Source organism: Pseudomonas lijiangensis, from assembly GCF_018968705.1.
Taxonomy (GTDB): domain Bacteria; phylum Pseudomonadota; class Gammaproteobacteria; order Pseudomonadales; family Pseudomonadaceae; genus Aquipseudomonas; species Aquipseudomonas lijiangensis.
The window spans coordinates 2,299,833-2,319,039 of sequence record NZ_CP076668.1; the positions used below are offsets into that span (position 1 = coordinate 2,299,833).

19 protein-coding genes are annotated in these 19,207 nt (G+C 53.3%); 12 read left to right on the plus strand and 7 right to left on the minus strand.

Annotated features, from left to right (window positions below; genetic code table 11):
- Nucleotides 1-90 precede the first annotated feature (90 nt).
- The 3 genes from KQP88_RS10060 to KQP88_RS10070 all read left to right on the plus strand — a co-directional run bounded on the left by KQP88_RS10060 (nucleotide 91) and on the right by KQP88_RS10070 (nucleotide 3,198).
- Nucleotides 91-951: an SDR family NAD(P)-dependent oxidoreductase gene (locus KQP88_RS10060; protein ID WP_216705553.1), complete on the plus strand. Its 861-nt coding sequence runs from the start codon at nucleotides 91-93 to the stop codon at nucleotides 949-951.
- Between the two features lie 183 nt (nucleotides 952-1,134).
- Nucleotides 1,135-2,295, plus strand: a complete 1,161-nt coding sequence (locus KQP88_RS10065; protein ID WP_216705925.1) for an MFS transporter — start codon at nucleotides 1,135-1,137, stop codon at nucleotides 2,293-2,295.
- Nucleotides 2,296-2,370: 75 nt separating this feature from the next.
- Nucleotides 2,371-3,198, plus strand: coding sequence for an aldo/keto reductase (locus KQP88_RS10070; protein WP_216705554.1), 828 nt, complete (start codon nucleotides 2,371-2,373; stop codon nucleotides 3,196-3,198).
- Nucleotides 3,199-3,281: 83 nt separating this feature from the next.
- Here KQP88_RS10070 and KQP88_RS10075 read toward each other — a convergent pair whose 3' ends face one another.
- A complete protein-coding gene (locus KQP88_RS10075) occupies nucleotides 3,282-4,277 on the minus strand; it encodes an aldo/keto reductase (protein WP_216705555.1) in 996 nt (331 codons plus the stop codon).
- Nucleotides 4,278-4,468: 191 nt separating this feature from the next.
- Between KQP88_RS10075 and KQP88_RS10080 the strand changes: the two genes are divergently transcribed.
- Nucleotides 4,469-5,359 carry an NAD-dependent epimerase/dehydratase family protein gene (locus tag KQP88_RS10080; RefSeq protein ID WP_216705556.1) on the plus strand — a complete coding sequence of 297 codons (891 nt, stop codon included), beginning with the start codon at nucleotides 4,469-4,471 and terminating at the stop codon, nucleotides 5,357-5,359.
- Nucleotides 5,360-5,775: 416 nt separating this feature from the next.
- On the opposite strand, the gene KQP88_RS10085 is transcribed toward KQP88_RS10080, so the two are convergent.
- Nucleotides 5,776-6,519, minus strand: coding sequence for an SDR family oxidoreductase (locus KQP88_RS10085; protein ID WP_216705557.1), 744 nt, complete (start codon nucleotides 6,517-6,519; stop codon nucleotides 5,776-5,778).
- Nucleotides 6,520-6,679: 160 nt separating this feature from the next.
- Here KQP88_RS10085 and KQP88_RS10090 point away from each other — a divergent pair, with 160 nt between their 5' ends.
- Entirely contained in the window at nucleotides 6,680-7,462 is a 783-nt protein-coding gene (locus tag KQP88_RS10090; RefSeq protein WP_216705558.1) for an SDR family NAD(P)-dependent oxidoreductase, read from the plus strand.
- A gap of 221 nt (nucleotides 7,463-7,683) precedes the next feature.
- On the opposite strand, the gene KQP88_RS10095 is transcribed toward KQP88_RS10090, so the two are convergent.
- The 3 genes from KQP88_RS10095 to KQP88_RS10105 form a co-directional block, all read right to left on the minus strand.
- Complete coding sequence (locus tag KQP88_RS10095; RefSeq protein WP_216705559.1) at nucleotides 7,684-8,673, minus strand: zinc-dependent alcohol dehydrogenase family protein; 990 nt, start codon at nucleotides 8,671-8,673, stop codon at nucleotides 7,684-7,686.
- Between the two features lie 104 nt (nucleotides 8,674-8,777).
- Nucleotides 8,778-9,680, minus strand: a complete 903-nt coding sequence (locus KQP88_RS10100; RefSeq protein ID WP_216705560.1) for a LysR family transcriptional regulator — start codon at nucleotides 9,678-9,680, stop codon at nucleotides 8,778-8,780.
- The gene (locus tag KQP88_RS10105) at nucleotides 9,680-9,874 is read right to left on the minus strand and encodes a hypothetical protein (protein ID WP_216705561.1); all 195 of its coding nucleotides are present in this window, start codon (nucleotides 9,872-9,874) and stop codon (nucleotides 9,680-9,682) included. The genes KQP88_RS10100 and KQP88_RS10105 overlap by 1 nt, the downstream gene beginning before the upstream one ends.
- On the opposite strand from KQP88_RS10105, the gene KQP88_RS10110 reads away from it, so the two are divergent.
- From KQP88_RS10110 to KQP88_RS10125, 4 genes are all read left to right on the plus strand, one after another.
- Nucleotides 9,864-10,967: an alkene reductase gene (locus KQP88_RS10110; RefSeq protein ID WP_216705562.1), complete on the plus strand. Its 1,104-nt coding sequence runs from the start codon at nucleotides 9,864-9,866 to the stop codon at nucleotides 10,965-10,967. The genes KQP88_RS10105 and KQP88_RS10110 overlap by 11 nt on opposite strands.
- 116 nt (nucleotides 10,968-11,083) lie before the next feature.
- Nucleotides 11,084-11,422, plus strand: a complete 339-nt coding sequence (locus KQP88_RS10115) for a hypothetical protein (RefSeq protein WP_216705563.1) — start codon at nucleotides 11,084-11,086, stop codon at nucleotides 11,420-11,422.
- A gap of 401 nt (nucleotides 11,423-11,823) precedes the next feature.
- The gene (locus KQP88_RS10120) at nucleotides 11,824-12,987 is read left to right on the plus strand and encodes an MFS transporter (protein ID WP_216705564.1); all 1,164 of its coding nucleotides are present in this window, start codon (nucleotides 11,824-11,826) and stop codon (nucleotides 12,985-12,987) included.
- A gap of 280 nt (nucleotides 12,988-13,267) precedes the next feature.
- Entirely contained in the window at nucleotides 13,268-13,642 is a 375-nt protein-coding gene (locus tag KQP88_RS10125; protein WP_216705565.1) for a histone-like nucleoid-structuring protein, MvaT/MvaU family, read from the plus strand.
- Between the two features lie 111 nt (nucleotides 13,643-13,753).
- Here KQP88_RS10125 and KQP88_RS10130 read toward each other — a convergent pair whose 3' ends face one another.
- A complete protein-coding gene (locus KQP88_RS10130; protein WP_216705566.1) occupies nucleotides 13,754-14,122 on the minus strand; it encodes a hypothetical protein in 369 nt (122 codons plus the stop codon).
- Nucleotides 14,123-14,472: 350 nt separating this feature from the next.
- Here KQP88_RS10130 and KQP88_RS10135 point away from each other — a divergent pair, with 350 nt between their 5' ends.
- Nucleotides 14,473-15,138, plus strand: coding sequence for a hypothetical protein (locus KQP88_RS10135; protein ID WP_216705567.1), 666 nt, complete (start codon nucleotides 14,473-14,475; stop codon nucleotides 15,136-15,138).
- A 307-nt stretch (nucleotides 15,139-15,445) separates the two neighbouring features.
- Nucleotides 15,446-16,747, plus strand: coding sequence for an Nramp family divalent metal transporter (locus KQP88_RS10140; RefSeq protein WP_200993002.1), 1,302 nt, complete (start codon nucleotides 15,446-15,448; stop codon nucleotides 16,745-16,747).
- A 133-nt stretch (nucleotides 16,748-16,880) separates the two neighbouring features.
- Here the strand turns inward: KQP88_RS10140 and KQP88_RS10145 are convergent, their stop codons facing one another.
- A complete protein-coding gene (locus tag KQP88_RS10145; RefSeq protein WP_216705568.1) occupies nucleotides 16,881-18,503 on the minus strand; it encodes a methyl-accepting chemotaxis protein in 1,623 nt (540 codons plus the stop codon).
- A gap of 434 nt (nucleotides 18,504-18,937) precedes the next feature.
- On the opposite strand from KQP88_RS10145, the gene KQP88_RS10150 reads away from it, so the two are divergent.
- A complete protein-coding gene (locus tag KQP88_RS10150; protein ID WP_216705569.1) occupies nucleotides 18,938-19,195 on the plus strand; it encodes a hypothetical protein in 258 nt (85 codons plus the stop codon).
- Nucleotides 19,196-19,207: the final 12 nt, after the last annotated feature.

Here is a 19,207-nt window from a genome sequence, read left to right on the forward strand (position 1 = left end):
CCTGTGTTTTGCCTCATGTACCATTAATTCTACTCAACTATTGCCGCGTCAACTACCCGCTGACGCAATTTCAGCCGGGAGAACATCTCCATGAATCATCCAGCCATTCGCAAAGGTGCTGTTGCGGTCGTTACCGGCGCAGCAATGGGTATCGGCTACGCCATAGCGCGGCGAGTCGCCAGTGAGGGCATGAGCGTGGTTCTTTTTGATCGCGATTCGGCTGCACTGGACGCGGCGAGCAAGACATTGCTCAACGAATTTCAAGGTGTGAAATTGCTCGCCATCAAAGGCGATGTCACATCTGAAAGTGACCTGCATCAGTTGTATGAAGAGTCATGTGAGCTCGGTGAAGTATCCCTGTTGGTAAACAACGCAGCCATCATTAAAGGGGCTGGCCCATGGGAGGGCATGTCCAAATGGCGGACGCTGATGGACATCAACTTCTGGAGCGTATTGACGCTTCAACAGCTTTTTGTGGAAACGATGTTTTCACAAAGCGGGGCTGCTGCCATCGTCAACCTTGGTTCGAAAGAAGGCATCACTACTCGCCCCGGGAACGCGGCATATTCACTCTCAAAAGCAGCGGTCAAAGTCCTTACGGAACAGCTGGCCCATGAGCTACGTGAAAAAGTAGGCGACCGTATTACAGCTCACCTCTTGATCCCCGGATACACGTTCACGCCTATGAACTTCCCGGGTATGACCCGCGATACACACAAGCCAGACAGTCCATGGACAGCCGATCAGGTCGCTGAGCGCATGGTCGAGAAAATGGCCCGCGGGGACTTCTACATTTTTTGTGAAGACAACGAATCCAGTTGGGAATTGGATCAGCGACGCATGCAGTGGGCAGCAGATGACATGATTCAGAACCGTCCAGCGCTCTCTCGCTGGCACAAAGACTACGCAGGCAAATTCACGGATTACGTCGCTGATATTGCCGACAAGTAATTCTGGCGCTGTCTCGATCAGCCCATCCTTGGCACCTCCTCCAAGCAGGTGCCGTCCCCTTCATTTCTAAAGCGTGCCCTCGGTACCGCTTCATCGGAGGCATCGTTGATGACCAGTCAATCCAGTGTCGATACAAGCCCTTCGCAAACCCAGCCGGCCATTGATGTTCCGCACGGGATAGGCATGGCCATCACCATGCTCGGCTTGGGCGGCCTGTTCATCGGGACGGGTGAATTCGCGTCCATGAGTCTGCTTCCAGGTTTGGCGTCGAGCACCGACGTTTCCATACCGGTCGCGGGGGGTTACATCACGGCCTACGCCCTTGGCGTCGTAGTTGGTGCACCTCTCATTGCGATCCTCGCCGCACGTTGGCCTCGCAAGGCTCTACTGATCGCTTTGCTTGCGTTGTTTGCTGTTGGATACGGAGCAAGTGCTGTCGCCTGGAATCACGCAACCTTGCTGGGGGCACGTTTCCTGGCCGGTCTGCCGCATGGCGCCTATTACGGCGTCGCCTGTCTGGTGGCCGCGGCCATGGTGGCTGAAAACCGAAAAGCCCAAGCTGCCGGCTACGTAATGGCGGGGTTGGCCGCGGCCAATGTTGTCGGTGTACCGGCTGCTACGTGGATCGGTCAACTCTTCGGGTGGCGGGGAGCGTTTGCTGCGCTCGCAGCGGGTGGAGTTATTGCCATCCTTCTATTTTGGATATTCATCCCGACCATCCCCCGTGACGAGTCTGCGAGCCCGAAATCTGAACTCGGTGGACTTAAAAAACCACAGCTTTGGCTGACGCTTGCCACCGCCTCAATTGGCTTCGGCGGGATGTTTTCGGTGTACAGCTATATCACCCCGACGCTCACCGAGGTGACAGGTTTTTCATCCGGGCAAGTACCTATGGTTCTGGCGCTCTGGGGGGGCGGGATGATCGTTGGCAATCTGATAGGCGGGTGGTTGGCAGACCGCGCCCTGGTGCCTGCAATCTTCTACATCATGATCTGGAACGCGGTGTTTCTGACAGGCTTTTATGTTTTTGCATCATCTGGGATCGGGACATTGGCTGTACTGTTTCTCATCGGCTGCGGATTCGCACTGGTACCCGCACTTCAGGTGCGCCTGATGAATGTTGCCGGCGAAGCTCAAACACTTGCAGCGGCACTCAATCACAGTGCTTTCAACATCTCCAACGCTGTCGGTGCATCGCTGGGCGGACTCGCCATCGCTGGTGGCCTCGGCTGGGCATCCACGGGTTGGGTTGGCGCAGGCCTGGCCGTTCTCGGCATCATCTTTTTTGCTATCTCCATCGGCGTTGAAAAGCGCTCCATGTCGACCGGCGCTGCCAAGTCGTAATAATGAGGGCGAGACATTACCCGGTGAGCTCCGAGCATCTCGCCTTCCACAGTTCAAAATTTAGGAGATTGGCTCATGGTAAAGCAACAGCTGACTATTCAACTATCTGACGCACAGCGTATCCCGCAGATTGGTCTGGGAGTATGGCAAGCCAGCGATGACGAAGCGCGTGCCGCTGTCCGTGTCGCGATTGAAGAGGGTTATTGTCATGTGGACACTGCATCGATCTACGGAAACGAGAAGGGTGTCGGTGAAGGTCTTCGAGACTCTGGCGCACCTCGGGAGCAAGTGTTTCTGACCACCAAGGTTTGGAATAACGCCCACGGCTTTGATGCCGCTACAGCAGCGCTGGATGCCAGCCTGAAGCGGCTGAAGGTTGATTACGTCGATCTGCTCCTCATTCACTGGCCGGTACCCAGCCAAAACGACTATGTGGATACCTGGCGAGCATTGATCGAAGCGCAGCGCATTGGAAAGGCCAAATCTATTGGTGTTTCCAACTTTAATCGAGACCATTTGCAAAGGCTGACCGAGGAGACAGGAGTCGCACCGGTTCTAAATCAGATCGAGCTTCATCCTTTCCTGCAGCAGCGCGAGCTTAGGGATGTCCACGAATCAATGGGTATTGCTACGCAGTCTTGGAGTCCATTGGGGCAGGGGAGTGCGCTTAGTAATCCGGCTATATCAGAAATTGCCCGCAAGCACGGTAGAACAGCGGCTCAGGTCATTATTCGCTGGCACATAGAGCTCGGACTGATTGCGATCCCGAAATCCATCACGCCTTCGCGTATTTATGAGAATTTCAACGTTTTCGACTTCTCTTTGGATACGTCTGACCTGGCCGCATTCGCTGCGCTGGATAGTGGAAAACGCTTGGGCCCTGACCCAAGTACATTTGCTTGAGCGATCTCAGCGTAGTGTTCGACGGTAATGCAACTACCCTTGTACCGGCAGGGCTTTTAACGCTGCCGGTATTTTGGGCTAATTCAGGAAAACCCAGTCACCGCATGAGGCACGTATGGAGCCTCTAGGCGTTCGATTTCATCGTCCGTCAGCACCAGCTCCAGCGCCGCAACTGCGTCGTCCAGTTGGGAGGGCTTGGAGGCACCAACAATGGGGGCTGATACTCCGCGCTTGGCCAATACCCATGCCAACGCAATCTGCGCCATCGGTACACCTCGTTCACCGGCGACCTGCTCTACGACGTCAATCACACGACCGTCTTCAACTTCTGTAGCTTGATAGAACGACTGTCCGGTGACATCAGTTTTGGTGCGCTCCGTCTGCTTGCCTTGCGGCCTGGTCAACCTGCCGCGAGCCATAGGACTCCATGGCATCAGTCCAACACCTTGATCAAGGCAGAGCGGGATCATTTCTCGCTCCTCTTCTCGATACACCAGGTTCAGGTAGTTCTGCATGGATACGAATTTGCTCCAACCGTTCGCCACCGCTACTTGCTGAGCTTTAGCGAATTGCCACGCGTACATGGAGGATGCGCCTATGTACCTGGCTTTACCTGCCTTGATGATGTCATGCAGAGCTTCCATCGTTTCTTCGATCGGGGTGTCGTAGTCCCAACGATGAATCTGATACAGGTCGATATAGTCGGTACCCAAACGAGTCAGGCTCGCATCAACGCTGGCCATGATTGCTTTACGGGAGAGGCCTTTTTCATTTGGTTTTGTTGAGCCTTCCCACATATTCGCAGGGAAAAATACCTTCGTAGCGATCACGGTCTCTTCTCGACGCGTGAACTCTTTTAGAAGCTTGCCAACAATGATTTCAGACGTTCCAGCGGAGTAGCTGTTCGCGGTATCGAAAAAGTTAATCCCATGCTCCACCGCGTGCTTGATGATGGGTCGACTTGATTCTTCTCCTATTGTCCAAGGGTGTGTGCCAGCATCTGGTTCGCCAAAGGTCATACACCCGAGACAAAGTCTGGAGATATCCAGGCCTGTGTTGCCCAGCTTCACATACTTCATAAATCCTCCATCAGATCTTCGATTCGTTAGCCGCTTGACCTCGCCGGGCGCCGCATCACAGAAAGCATACCCGCAACCAGCGTTGAGCTGATTTCAATCAAGTGTTGACTGAAATCTAAGGGTTCTTCGCATCACGCAGCAGTCAGTACAGGGGTAAGCGATTTGATTGAAAATGAGCCTGGGAGGAAGAAATGCACCAACCAATTAAGCGGGTGGCTGTCACTGGTGGTCATGGCAAGATCGGTAAAGTTTTGGTTCCCTATCTGCGGGAGCGCGGTCATGACGTCTTCGTGATAGATAAGGATGACCCGCTCAATCTCGACGAGCCGATGATGAAGGCCAACCTGGAGGATTTTGGACAAGCTTTAGATGCCCTGTCGTCGGTTGGTAAAGACGTGTACGCCCGACCAGAGCGCGAGGCATTCGATGCCGTTATTCATCTAGCGAGTATGCCCCACCCGCGTATGCTTCCGGACAGCGACGAGTTCCGCCTCAACATGACGGTGACCTACAACGTTTTTGAATCGTGCCGTCGCCTCGGTATTAAAAATATCATCTGGGCGGCGAGTGAAGTGGGCACTGGTGTGCCTTACGACAAAACGGATGCGCCTTATGTGCCGGTGGATGAAGACTACCCAATGCGTGGGTACAACGTCTACTCCTTGACCAAGGTGCTGGGCGAAGAAATGGCTCGCCAGTTCTGCTTGAATGACCCATCCCTGCGCATCACCTGCTTGCGTCTGTCCAACGTCATGAACCCGGAAGAGTACGCCAAATTCGAGACATGGCAGGACGACCCCACTGTTCGCCTTTGGAATTTCTGGACATACGTCGACAACCGGGACGTAGCGCAGGGCATTGAATTGGCATTGCATTATGACGTCCGCGGTAAGGATGAATTCTTCATCACCAACGACGAGACAGTCATGCGTACACCAAGCAGCGAGCTGCTTGATCAGCATTATCCGAGCATTGAGCGGCGTAAGGAGATCAATGGGAACGAAGTGCTACTTTCGAATGAGAAAGCCAAGCGCGTCCTTGGCTTCAAGCCTGCCTATTCCTGGTTGCGTGAAGTCGAATAAAAAGCTTGATCAGGTCCGAGCTACCATCAACGCTTCGTAGTTAAGCGCATAGCGTTCATTGCCCCATTCATTGGGGCAATGTTCTTTCTTGAAAACTAAAAATCACGACGCATGCCTTGGGATCGACGAGATGAAAAAGCTAGAAGAGGCTGGTTTTTAGGGGAGGGCGACGTGTTCGGTGCTGTTGCCGATTGGAGAGGCGGGGTTGCACGAGCGCCCCTTTGTCACTTGGAACGTGTTGAATCAGCAAGTTCATCGGCAATGTGGTGAACAACCTACTCCCTGACACAGTGACTGCCGGTTTGCATGCGAAAGGAGCGCGCCCTGGATCAGGGTTGGAAGATCAGGACGATTGATTGAGGATCGCAAGCTTCCAACACGTCGGCGACCAATCTGAGTTGGTCGCCGAAGTTGCCTTACCAGTCCTGTTTGGTCGGATGAATAACAATGTCGTTGATGGTGAGGTCGTTAGGCTGGTCTAGGGTATACGCCACTGCCTCGGCAACCTGCTCAGGCGTTATGGCAATCTTGTTCAACTCCTGAGCTGCCTTTTTGCCTTCGCTATTGTTCACCTTGTCTGCCCAACCGGTATCAATTACGCCAGGGCTGATCATGGATACCTGGATGCCGTTCTCAACACCGACCTCTTTACGCAGGCTTTCTGTGATGCCTCGGATGAAGAATTTTGTCGCGCTGTAGACTCCGCTTGAGCCGCCCACGTGGAGACCGGCTACGGAAGACATGTTCAGGATTTTGCCATGCCCTTGGGCAATCATGCCTGGTAGCACAGCCGCGATGGCATGCAGATATCCACGGATATTTGTATCGATCATCTGATCCCAGTCATCGACTGCAACGTCCTTCCAATCAGAAAACAGCATGAGTCCAGCGTTGTTCACCAGGCTGTCTACCTTCTCGTACTTAGAAACCGTGAACCTGACGAGATCGTCCAGGCTAGAGCGTTCGGACACATTGATGACGTAGTACGACGCTTCTCCGCCTGCATCCTTGATTTGCGACACGAGCTTCTTGAGTTTTTCCTCGTTCCGAGCCGCCAACACAATCTTGCTCCCTTGACTTGCAAGCCTCAGCGCACTCGCTGCGCCAATGCCCGATGAGGCGCCAGTAATGATGGTTACCGTGTTTTCCAGATTCGACATTTTCTGTTCCTCTTTGAGTTAGGGGCACAGCGTCCGACCGTTATGGAACTGGGATGACCTTGTATGTGCACCAACGCTCCGTTGAATCCAGTTCATGGATCGTTCGGCTCTGGCGACTCTCCGATGGTAAGTGACACACATTTACTCAGAGGAGAAAATCATGGCTGCTACACGACCACTCGCCTTAGTAACTGGGGGTTCCTCAGGAATCGGTTTCGAGCTTGCGAAGCACTTTGCCCAGAACGGGTTTGACCTGGTCATTTCTGGTTCGAGTGACAAAGTTGAGAGATCTGCGGAAGAAATCAAGAAGTTAGGTGTTGAGTGTTTTCCTCATCGGGCCGATGCGGCCACCTACGAGGGCGTTCAAGGTCTCTGGGATTTCGTCGTAGCGTTGAATCGTCCACTTGAAGCCGCTGCGTTGAACGTCGGCATCGGCCAGGGCGGTGCGTTCATCGATAACAAGCTTGAAGATGACTTCAAACTGATCGCCATCAACATCACTGGCACTGTGCACATGGCCAAGCGGGTCGCCCAGCATATGGTCGCCAACGGGAAGGGGCGTATCCTCATCACCTCGTCAATTTCCGCGACTCAGCCAACTCCCTACGAAACAGTCTACGGCCCGTCCAAGGCATTCGGCTTTTCCTTTGCCGAGTCTCTGCGTGAAGAGCTTCGTGATACCGGCGTCACAGTTACCGCCTTGCTTCCAGGCGCGACTGACAGCGAGTTCCACAAGAACGCAGGCATGGCCAACAGTGCAATCGGCGAATCGAAGAAAAACGATAAAACTGAGGTTGCGCGTCAAGGTTTTGAAGCTCTTATGAACGACGTTGATCATGTCGTGGGCGGCGATGAAGAAACCAAGCGCAAGGCCATTGAGAATCGTACGACCCCAGAAGTTGTGAAGGCTCAGCGGCATGCAAAAAATGCGCGTTTGAAGTAAACGCGTCATGCCCTATGAAGGCGTGGTTTCCTTAAAGGGAGCCACGCTTACGATAGGTGTCCTTTGCCGTATGGGTTACAGGAGCAATCATGAACGAATCTGAAGACTTCAACATGACTTGGCGCTCGGTCGACGTGGGGGGCAGAATTCGTCAGGACTGCTCCTCTCTGTAGAGCAATCCGAGACAGCTGATTAGTACGACTGACCAAGTCGTGCGTGGATTATATTTCGATGACTATTTTCCCGATCTGCGCATTCGACTCCATGTACTGGTGCGCTTGAACCATCTCGCTGAAAGGGAACGTTTTTGAAACCACCGGCTGCAGGGCGCCACTTTCTAACCCTTTAGTGATGAAGTCTTTGGCGCGGTTCAGGCGTTCTATATCTTGAGTGATCTCAAAGAGCTGATAGCCGCGAATGGTCAGATCTTTGCCCAGCAGTTCCATGACAGGCACACTCAAGTCGGCGGTTTCAAGCGCTCCGTATTGGAAAAAGATACCCAGGTACGAAAGTGCTCGAAGGATGTTTGCGACCTCAGGGCCGCCGACTGGATCAAACGCCATGCGCGCGCCTTTACCCTCAGTAATACGGCCCACCTCGGCAACCAGATCCTGCTCCTTCGTTGCAATGACGTGCGCAGCGCCTGCATCCAGAAGTGCTTGTCGTTTTTCACTGGTGCGGGTCAGCGCCACGGGAATGGCGCCCAAGAGGTTTGCGATCTGAATGGCCGCCAACCCAACGCTACTCGATGCCGCACGTATCAAGACGGTCTCGCCTTTCTGCAGGTTGCCGATGTCGACTAACGCGCCGTAGGCAGTTACGTACTTCATCCATGTCGCAGCTGCCTGAATGGATGTCAGTCCCTTCGGTTGCTTCACAAGCGCGTGAACAGGTGCGACGACTAGCTCTCCATACATGCCGTAATCTGCAAAAGAGAACGCTGGAATGACGTTCACCTCGTCGCCTACGGCATATTCAGAGACACCTTCACCGACCGATTCAACGGTGCCCGCTGCTTCATACCCGAGGATCGCTGGCATCTGCGGGGTGAAGGTGTACTGGCCCGACCTGTACATAGCCTCGGCACGGTTCAGCCCGAGTGCTTTTACCTTGATGCGCACTTCACCGGCGGCAGGCGCTCGCACAGTCACGTCATCAATTTGTAGGACTTCAGGGCCACCCATGCGGTGAAAACGAACGACTTTAGACATTGCCAGCTCCTGCGACACGGAAAAGGACAAAATTAATCGCTCGCAGTAGCTTCAGGAAGAGCGCCTGCAGACACACACTGTTATCCAGAAAATACCAATGGGAATCACGCCAGATGGTGGGTAGCCATCAGCGCCTTCAACCATTCTATGAAGACTTCCACTTTGGGTGGCAAAAGTTCGCGGTGCGGATACAGGATCGAAACCCGCTTTGCTGGTACTTCAAACTCACTGAGCACCTGGACGAGCGAACCATCTTGCAAATGGCTACGTAGAGAAATTTCCAACCCCTGGAGCAGACCAAAACCAGCCAATGCAGATGCCACAAATGCCTCGGTGTCATTGACTCTGATCCCCGACTCCAAACGCATTCCTTCCACTTGATCACCCACCGTGAACACCCATTCGATAGGGCGGGGGTTGTTGCCTGAGAAGTAATTTACGGCGCGGTGTGTTTCAAGGTCAGCCAAGGTCTCAGGTGTGCCAAAGCTCGTAAGGTAGGAGGGGGCAGCGCACGTCAGCATGGGCAGGTAGCCGATACTACTAGCGATCAGACTGGAGTCTTCAAGCTCCCCCATCCTGACCACGCAATCAACACCTTCACTGAGCATGTCGATGGGTTTGTCACTCGCTCCGATGGTGAGCTCAATTCCTGGGTACTGGCTTTGAAAGTCCATCAGTGCTGGAATAATCAATAGCTTCGCAAGGCTAACCGGCATGTCTACACGTAGCTTTCCGTTAAGCCGGGCAGGGCGATTGCCCAAAGAAGACATGGTCTCCGAAACATCTGCAAGGATCGTTTTGCAACGCTTATAAAACGCCTCGCCCTCAGGGGTTGGATTGACCTGACGGGTCGTCCGGTTGAGCAGCCGAACACCCAGTTGCTGCTCGAGAAGCTGGATCGTCTTGGATACGGCGGGGCGGTGTAGGTGTAGGGCTTGCGCGGCTTTAGTGAAGCTGCCGGTTTCGATGACGCTGACGAAAACCTGCATCGAGTGAAAGACATCCATCAGATACACCCTCGAAAATAAGCGCCTAGATTAGCAAGAATCCAGTGGCGACTTTTCACACGCTGCTCAGCATCGTTTGGCAGATTGGTAAACAGCGAGAACCAGTGTTGTTCTCCTGGACGATCTTCACCAGCTCCGAATTGGTAAGTAGGGTGCGAGCCAAATACTTCTTTGAGATCAAAAATGTCGTCCATACCTTGCTCTACTGATCTTTTCGACACTGTCACCGTGGGTAATCTAACGCTTTCCAACCGGATTGCGATGGCCCCATTGACCAGGAGCCGCATGGGCTCAGATGGCGTCCCGACGGCTTTGCATGCAACCTACTACTCCCAGCGAGCGACTGCCGGACTAATCATCAGCGAGGCCACAAATATCTCCTTGCAAGGGAGAGGTTATGCCTACACCCCTGGTATCTGGAGTGATGAACAGGTCGCCGGATGGAAGATGGTGACGGAGGCGGTACATGAGGCCGGCGGCAAGATTGTTTGTCAGCTTTGGCATGTCGGTAGGTTTTCCCATACTTCTCTGCAGCCAGAGGGTGGTGCTCCGGTCGCACCGTCTGCGATTCAAGCTGAGGGACACACGTTCACAGAAAACGGTTTTGAGAGGGTCTCGGTACCCAGGGCGCTGACTACGGAAGAGGTTGCCAATCTATCTGGGCAATACAGGCATGCCGCTGAGTGCGCAAAGCGGGCAGGCTTCGACGGTGTCGAGGTGCATTCAGCGAACAGTTATCTACTCGACCAGTTCATCCGAGACTCCACGAACAAGCGCACGGATCGGTATGGTGGATCCATCGAAAATCGTACACGCCTGACGCGCGAAATTGTGGAGGCGGTGCTTGAGGTGTGGGATAGCGGTTGCGTTGGCATCCGCCTTTCGCCGACTACGCCCGATGCCGGGAACACTCCGATGGACAGCCAGGTCATGGAAACTTACGGGTATCTGATCGACAAGCTGAACGCTTATGACCTTGCTTACCTGCACTTTGTTGAGGGTGCCACAGCAGGCTCTCGCGACCTACCTGAAGGCGTTGACCTGGATGCTTTGCGCAAGCGGTTCAAGGGTAATTACATGGGCAACAATGGCTATGACCTTGAACTGGCCATCGAGCGCCGGGAAGCGGGTTTGGTCGACCTTGTGGCATTCGGACGGCCATTCATTGCCAACCCTGATCTTGTAGAGCGATTCAAGCAGGATAAGCCACTGGCGGAGTCCACACGAGATGACTATTACGGCGGTGGTGCGAAGGGTTACACGGACTGGGTTAAAGCGACTGCATAGCCCCTGGGCCTTCACTCAAATCTGCATTCAAAAATGGCGGGTGGCCAAATGGCTACCGGGCGTTCTATCTGGCCCATGGCTCAGACCGGTTTGAGGATGGCCCCTTCGATTTTGCTTTGATTGAAGAGCTCGTTCTGGCCAGGAATAGCATCCAACACCCTGACCCATTGATTTTTGAGACCTCTCGATATTCTGATGATGCGCTTCGAAAAATGCCGAGCCCCTTTTTCGTGAGTGATCGAGAGAAGAGCCTGATTGAGGAGTCCGATGGTGAGAGTCGGCAATGGTTATACCGACCTCATATCCACATCACTACCGAGAAATTCTTGCATGCGATTTCTCAGGTGTCGGCATTGATGAAGTGGCTGGAGGATCAAGGGGCGACCATCATGCATAAGCGTTATCTTGAGAGAAAACGGCAACGCGAAATCGACGCTGGCTCCAGTCCATCCTGACGTATACCCCGCTCTGCCATCTGTGAATGAACGCGCGGTCGTGCAGGATCTGATTCCGTGGGTTGCTCCTCTAGCTGATACCACCTAGGGTAGCAGCTGACATTGTTGCGCCGTATCGAACGCTGCGTTGATAGCAGTTCAAGGATGGCTAGTCGGTATTTCCATTAAAATGATGCGCTGGGGATTCGAACGTCCGCTGAAGTACCAGCGCTTGCTACACCCTGTTGTCGGACGCATCGGGTATTCCAAATCGCTAATTTGGAGCGAGGCGCTCGAAGCAGAAAGTCCTCAGGTCTAGCTCACAAGATTGCCGGCGCGGGGGCGAGTTGGCTTGAGACTTATCGAGCATCAACGCATCAAGTCGCCTCTCGTCGCAGCCCCAACACCTATACAGAGGAAAAATGATCAATTCGCTCAACCCGAAAGTGTACGTACTGACGTTTACTGCTTTTGTGATGCTCTCATCAGAATTCATCGTGGCAGGTTTACTCCCTGAAATCTCGACAGGGCTGCACATAACCGTCGGAGAGGCGGGCTGGCTCATCACTGCATTTGCCTTGGGGATGGGGATCGGTGCCCCGGTAATTGCTGCCTTTACACATCGTGTACGCATGCGTTCGTTGCTGATGGCCGCCTGCGTTGCGCTCTTCTTGGGCAATACCGTCGCTGCCCTGACTACGAACTTTCCCTTGCTGTTGATCGGGCGTGCTCTGGGCGGGGTAGGGGTCGCAATCTTCTGGACGAATGCTGCGTTGATTGCAGCTGCGATGTCTTCGGAGCAGACCAAAAGCCTCGCAGTGTCCAGGGTTCTAATTGGTGTATCGATCGCCTCGGTTGTAGGTGTTCCTGTCGGAAAAGCTGTCAGTGATTTATGGCATTGGGAGGGAGCATTGTTTTTGATGTCCGGCTTGAGCGCGTTGGCGCTCATGATGGTCATCAAGTGGATCCGTCCGCCTGAGTCAAACGCATCAAAGCCAGCCAGCACATTGCTAAGTCGGCTTGGCGAAATTTGCAACAAGGACATTGTGCTGATGCTGTTGAGCTCGGTGCTGATATTCGGCGGAATCATGTCCGTGTTCAGTTACCTCGCCACCTTCTTGACCCACCAGACCAGCTTGCCCACGGTACAGGTCACGATGATTCTTGCGCTTTACGGTGTTGCAGACATCGTGGGCAACCTGATATTGGCCAGGCGGGTTCCCAACCCTCTAGACGCCTTGTTCAAGCGTCTACTCCTGGTATTAGCCGGATCACTGGCAGCTATCACTTTACTGGGTAATGAGGTGTGGCTTCTCACCCTTGCAGTTGCAGCTGTGGGGTGTTGTCACGCGACTACCGGGTTGTTGATGGGAATCGATGTTTTGCGAAGAGCGGGCAGTAGCGCTCAACTGGTCGGTGCGGTGAACGTTACCGCGATCAATCTCGGGATCATGCTGGGGGCATTGGCCGGCGGCTTTTTGATCGACAACATCGATCTGAAATACATTGGGCTGCTGGGGGCAAGCTTTGTGCTGCTGGGATGGATTGTCAGAACCCGTTTGCGCCCGTTACCGCGCATAAATTAAGCCTTTGTGTAAAAGCCAAGACTGTCCGCTGAAAGTTTCGTTGATCTCCGTATTGGCATGGCCAAGCGTCTTCATCGATGTGCTCTGCTCCCAGTGTCATTCTCGCCAATACGCCAGAGTGCAAATTTCAGAAGGTTGAGCCAGGCCGGAGCTGAGCTGCGACTGGATACGCGGAGCGAGTTTCACGGGTAGGACTCTGATTTGGTTATTTTCCTCGTTGGCGGCGAAATCGCAACTTTCGTCACCGGCGAGCCGCTCTGCACATAACCTGAGGAATACTATGTCCCATTTAGCCGAATACCGAAAACTCGAACAACAATTAGCCGCTCAGCTCGCTGAGCTCGAGTCGTTAAAAGGTGATTCTGGACTCCAGGCTGAGATGGAGTTTGAGAGCAAATTGCGCAGTCTCCTCGCCGAGTATGGCTATAGCTTGCGTGACGTGATCAGCTTGCTAGACCCAGCGGCCGCGAAGCACGGTAAGCCAGCAGTGCTGGCAGCACCAGATAAGGGGACTCGTAAGGCGCGTTCGCTTAAGGTATACAAAAATCCCCACTCGGGTGAGATCGTAGAAACCAAAGGCGGTAACCATAAGCTGCTGAAAGCTTGGAAAAATGAGCATGGGTCTGATGTCGTTGAGTCTTGGCTCTCCAAGTAAATCGAGTCCCGCATAAGCAAAAGTGTAGCGGCCTAATTAAGCCGGACACCCATTCAGGCGAGTCTGTTGCCGACAGTGACAGACACAATGGAAATAGGCGCACAGGTACGCCTAAGCCCCGCCGTCAAACCAGGAGAACTGGACAGCGGAGAAATGACCTTCGCCGAGGTCGCGCAGGCCTATATTGATTGGTTTGAAGTGTGGACCGCTGATACCCACATCCAGATGGTCGGGTATCCGGATATCGACTATCTGCTGCAGCAAGTCCTGTTGTGCTGGGCAGGCAGCGATACTGACCAGGGTGTAGCGCTCAGTGCGCATGACTTTAGAGGTATCAGAAAGGTCCGGAATCTGTGCATACGCCTCGACCGTTTGATCTGGCGAGTGAGGCGGGACGGTATGACAACCTGCCAAAAAAGCGCAGATGAAAAGCGCAATGACAGGCTTGCCAGTTGCAAACGGAATGTTGGTTGAGAACATGAACAGGGCTCCACACGATGGTGCGGAAACCTTGGCAAAACTCGTTGGCGCAGGCTTCTGTAAAACTGGTTTGGCCGGGCAGGTATTTACTTCGGGTGGAGGCAGAGAGACGTGTTCTGAATTTTCTGTAGGGCATGTCTAAAGCGACTTTGGGCGCAATAGTTTGTGTCGGGATCTGGCTATGATCGGCGCCGAACCCGCCTGGCTCCTATCCCACGGACAATAAAAAAGGCCCATCTGACGATGAGCCTTTTTCCTGTGTCCCCGGGGGGAGGCCGAAGCCAACAAATTCCCGGAGCAATCGAGGGCAAGTCTATTGCTCGTCGCTGCCTCAGTCAAGGAGTCGCCATTTGCTCATTACGGATGATGATGCTCAAGCCATCGAACTCGTTATCTCCAAGGATCGACTTGCCACCTACCTGCGTATTCTGAAAACACGCAACCTCTCACATGCCATAGAGCTGTATCACTGGAATGCAGAGGTATCAGGCGCATTTCTTCTGCCACAGCAGGTGTGTGAGGTCGCCATTCGTAACGCCGTTTCTGAGGCGTTAGCGTCGGTCTATGGGAATGCCTGGCCATGGGCGAGCGGGTTTGAACGCAGTCTTCCGGACCCGGTCACGGGGTTCAGTTTGCGCAAAGACCTTTGCATAGCCAGAGACAAGGCTCACAAAGGCAAGAGCTGCATGGTTGTGGCCGAATTGAAGTTCGCTTTCTGGATTCGCTTGTTTAGCCAGCGCTTCGAGTCACGCTTGTGGGGGCCGCATATTCATCGTTTGTTTCCTGGTCTGCCGTCGCACATGCCGGTTCGCCAGTGCAGGGAAACGATCCATAACGACCTTGAATGTGTACGCAGTATTCGCAACAGGATCGCTCATCATGAGCCGATTCTTGCACGTAACCTGATGGCCGATTATGAGCGCATGCACAGACTGGTGGCCTGGCGTTGCCACAGAACGGCGGCATGGCTGGAGGCTGTGCAAGTCGTCAAGAATAGGGTTCAGGGGAGGCCATGAATGAGAGAGGGGGCAATAGCCCCCACGGATTACAACAGACGCATTTCAGCAAACGAAACCGTCTTTTGTCCTGCCACTGATGTGATCCAGAGTGGGAGCATCAATCAATGACAATGCATGCACACGACCCGAAAATTTTCGCAGTCTCACAGTGCCACAAGCACCGAGAAACCCTCATCAATTCTGACTGACACCCTGAGACCGAAACATCTCAAAACACATTTTTCTTCAGAAATGTTGTACGACGTCTAATGAGCTGTGTTCGACTGCTATGGATCTAACAAAAACAATAATGGAGACATCCTCTATGGCAAGCATTCCTTCCGTTGAAGGTCAGGCATCCGGGCGCGCACAAAATCGATTTACACGAATGCTGAAACTACTGGGGCCAGGCGTCATTGCCGTACTGTCCTGGCTAGGTGCAGGTGACCTGATTACGTCGTCCGTCGCAGGAGCGAATTACGGTTACGCGATGATGTGGGTGTTGGCGGTTTCTCTGCTGCTCAGATACCTGATCGTAAACATCATTGCTCGCTTCCAGTTGTGCAACAACCAGGGCATGACAATCCTTCAGGGCTATGCGCAACTGAATCCCTTTTTTGCCTGGTTCATGCTTGTTTATGCCTTGCTGATGGGGCATTTGATGAATGCCTACATGATCAAGGGGGCAGGTGAGTCGCTGGCGATGCTGTTCAGGATCGACCACCCCTTGCTCTGTTCGGTGGCGGTGGTGCTGGCTGTATGGATGCTGGTCGGTCGCAACATCTATTCAATGATCGAAGGCGTGATGAAGTTGTTGCTGGCTGTCATGACCCTGGCCTTTATCGCCTTGGCTGTCATGTCCGGCCCGGATGTTGTGGGTATCGTCAAAGGCACCATTGGTTTCAGTATCCCGTCGGATGAAGGTGTGCATGGCGCGCTGTTGGTTGCGGTATCGGTGATCGGCGCGGTTGCAGGTTCCATTGCAAACTTCGTGCATCCCTATGTCATGCGCCAGAAGGGCTGGGTAGGGCCGCAGCACAAGCGTGTTCAGCGTAACGATTTATTGTTTGCCGTGTGCGTCGGGATCATCATTAACCTGGCCATCTGGATTGTCGGAGCGGAAATTCTGCGGCCAAACGGTATCGAGGTGAAGACCCTGGGTGACTTGGGCAAGGCACTGGAAATGTTCTTTGGTCCCGCTGGTTGGTATGTGTTCTTTATTGGCGTATTTGCGACCCTGTTCGCCAGTATTTCAGGAAAAACTACTGCATTTCCGATGTTGATTACCGATGCGCTCCAGCATGTCAGTCCTGCTCGTCGCGAGAAGTACGGTAAAGAGTTTCACCATGACCCCATGCATAAGTGGTTCATGCTGTTCATTCTGGTAACGCCATTGATCTGGTCGCTTCCAGGCATGCCGGATTTCGTGACCCTGACCATTGGGGTCAGTGCGCTGAACATCATTGGTTTGCCGGTCATTTCGCTGGGCCTGCTGATCATGTCCAACCAGAAGTCGCTGCTGGACAAGAAATATCGCAATAACCTGTTTGAAAATATCGCATTGTTCTTCGCAACATGCCTGGCGCTCTGGGTCGCTTTCCAGCTGGGTGTCGACCTGTTTACCTGATACCGGTCGCCGAGGAGGCTTATTGCCTCTTCGGCTCTCGGTTTGTTCTCGGAGTTTTGTCAGCGTCAGAGCTGGTTATGTGCGGATACAGAACCAGGCTTCTGCACCCGTCAGAAGCCTCAGCCTTCAGCGCTTAAACCTGAAACCTGGCCACTTCCCGCTGCAAGCCTGCTGCGAGGTTGTTCAGGTTGCCGCTGGTCTTGAGCAGTTCCTGAATTGATTGGTTGTTCTGCTCGGCCATTTGCGCCGAACGCTCTACGCTTCGGGCCACGTCCTGGCTGGCGGCAGTCTGTTCGCGAAGGGCGAAGGAAATCTGGTCGACTACATGCAGCACTTTGCTGGAGCTGTCGCGGATTTCGATGATGGCCTGACCGGCAGTTCCGGCCATTGTCACGCCCTGATTCACTTCTTCTACACCATTGCGCATGGTTTCGACCGTTTCGCGAACGCCAGCCTGGATCTTCTCGATCATGCCTGCGATCTCCTTGGTCGACTTGCCTGTGTTCTGTGCCAGCAGGCGCACCTCATCGGCAACCACTGCGAAGCCGCGGCCTTGTTCTCCGGCGCGAGCAGCTTCGATGGCGGCGTTGAGTGCCAGCAGGTTGGTCTGATCGGCAATGCCTTGAATCACGCTGATGATCGAAGAAATGTGTTCCGAGTGCTGACCCAGGTCTGCGACCTGTGCAGATGAGTGCTGCACGGTCTTGGCTATGCCGCTCATGCTTGAAAGCGTATTTTCGATGACGTGGGCGCCTTCCTTGGATTGCTGCCCCGAGTGGCTGGCGATCTGGTGGGCTTCATCGGCGTTTTCAGAGACGTGATGGATACTTACGGTCAACTCTTCGATGGTGGCAGCCATCATCGAAGCTGATGTCGATTGCTCTTGAATGGCGCCGGACAATTGTGTGGATGCACCGGAGATCTGTTGCACGGCGACCACCAGTTGATTCGCTGCCTGGTTGATCTGCTGGATCGTTTCGCGCAAGCGGCTCTGCATGCGATCAAAGGCTTTTGGCAGTTCATCATGGCTGCTGGTGTCGATGACGGTATCCAGTTTGCCATTGGCAATCGCCGTGGCTGCATCGATGGCCGTCTGCAGGCGTGCCGTGGTGCTGCGCCCCAGAGTGGCGGCCAGGAAGAGGGAGAGGGCTGCGGCTGCAAGACCGCCCCAGATCAGGATCATGAGGGCTAGATCTTTAGCGTCCTTCATGTGTTGGCTTCTTTTCGCCAGCAGTTGGGTTTCGGCTGCTTTGATCTCGGCCAGGGTGGCGCGCATGCTGTCCATTTTGGCCTTGTCGGCACCTGACGTAATGCGTTGATCCAACTCATCATCAGGCATGTCGCGTGCCGTGAGGTCCCTGCGCAGAGCAATGATCGGATTGATATCTTCGTTTAACCAGCGCTTTTGGGTTTCCTCCAGCAGGGCAAGGCGTCGTTGCTGATCCGGATTGTCCGCTGTCAGCTTTCTGAGTGACTGAAGCTCTTCGGAAAAGCTTTTTTCTCCCTCCATCAATGGCGCGAGGAAAGAATCCTTTGATGAAATGACGAAGCCTCGCATGCCGGTTTCGATATTGACCAATTGCTCAAGGGCCAGCTGAGCCTCGCTGAGTACCTGATAGGTATGAATATTACTGTTCGTGGCATCCTGGACTTGCTCAAACCCCCGATAGGCACCCGCTACCAATATGGCGATGATGATACTGACCGTAGCGAAACTTAAGTAAAGCTTCTGAGAAATGCTAAGTTTTTTAAGCATGCGTAACTCCTGACTTAGCCATTCTTTAGGCGGTGGCTTGGCGTTTTTAATTTTTTGGGGTATTGGCTGGAAGCCATATTATCGCCTATGTTTCTGCCAGCTTTAGCGAGGAATTTTATAAATTTTTACTGTCCCTTGAGTTGGGGGCATAAAGATTTTTTAGTTATTTTTTTCCATTAAAATCAGTGTGTTGAATTTTTTATATTAAGGTTGATTTTTGAAGGAGGTGCGTATTAATTCGAGTTTATTTGGAGGTGTTTTTTGCTTTTAAAATGCTTTATCAAGTCGTATTGCCTATTTATGGGGCGTGTTTGGCCCTGTTCTAGTGCATGACCTATCGATACTCAATTGGCATTGTGATTTGTGCAACATGATCGGCTGCCCGGTCTTGCGTATCAGGGAGTGGCCATGACTGCGAAACTCAAGTGCAGGGTTTGAGCGACATGATGCCGACCTTCGGTGCGCGCTTGCTTCAGCAGCACGTTGTCGATGGTTCTCTCTGGACTCCCTTCAAAAAAACCTGCCGTTCAGAATCAGGGTGGAAATTTTTAAGTTTATTGATTTGGTCAAGTGAAATTTTCTTCATGTATGCCTGCATATCAAAATTCATGATAAAGGGGATACATTCTCCCGCGGCAGCCAACTCTGCCAGCAAGAAAACAAAAAGCCTTACTCGCATCAACTCAATATGAAGCTATCGAGAG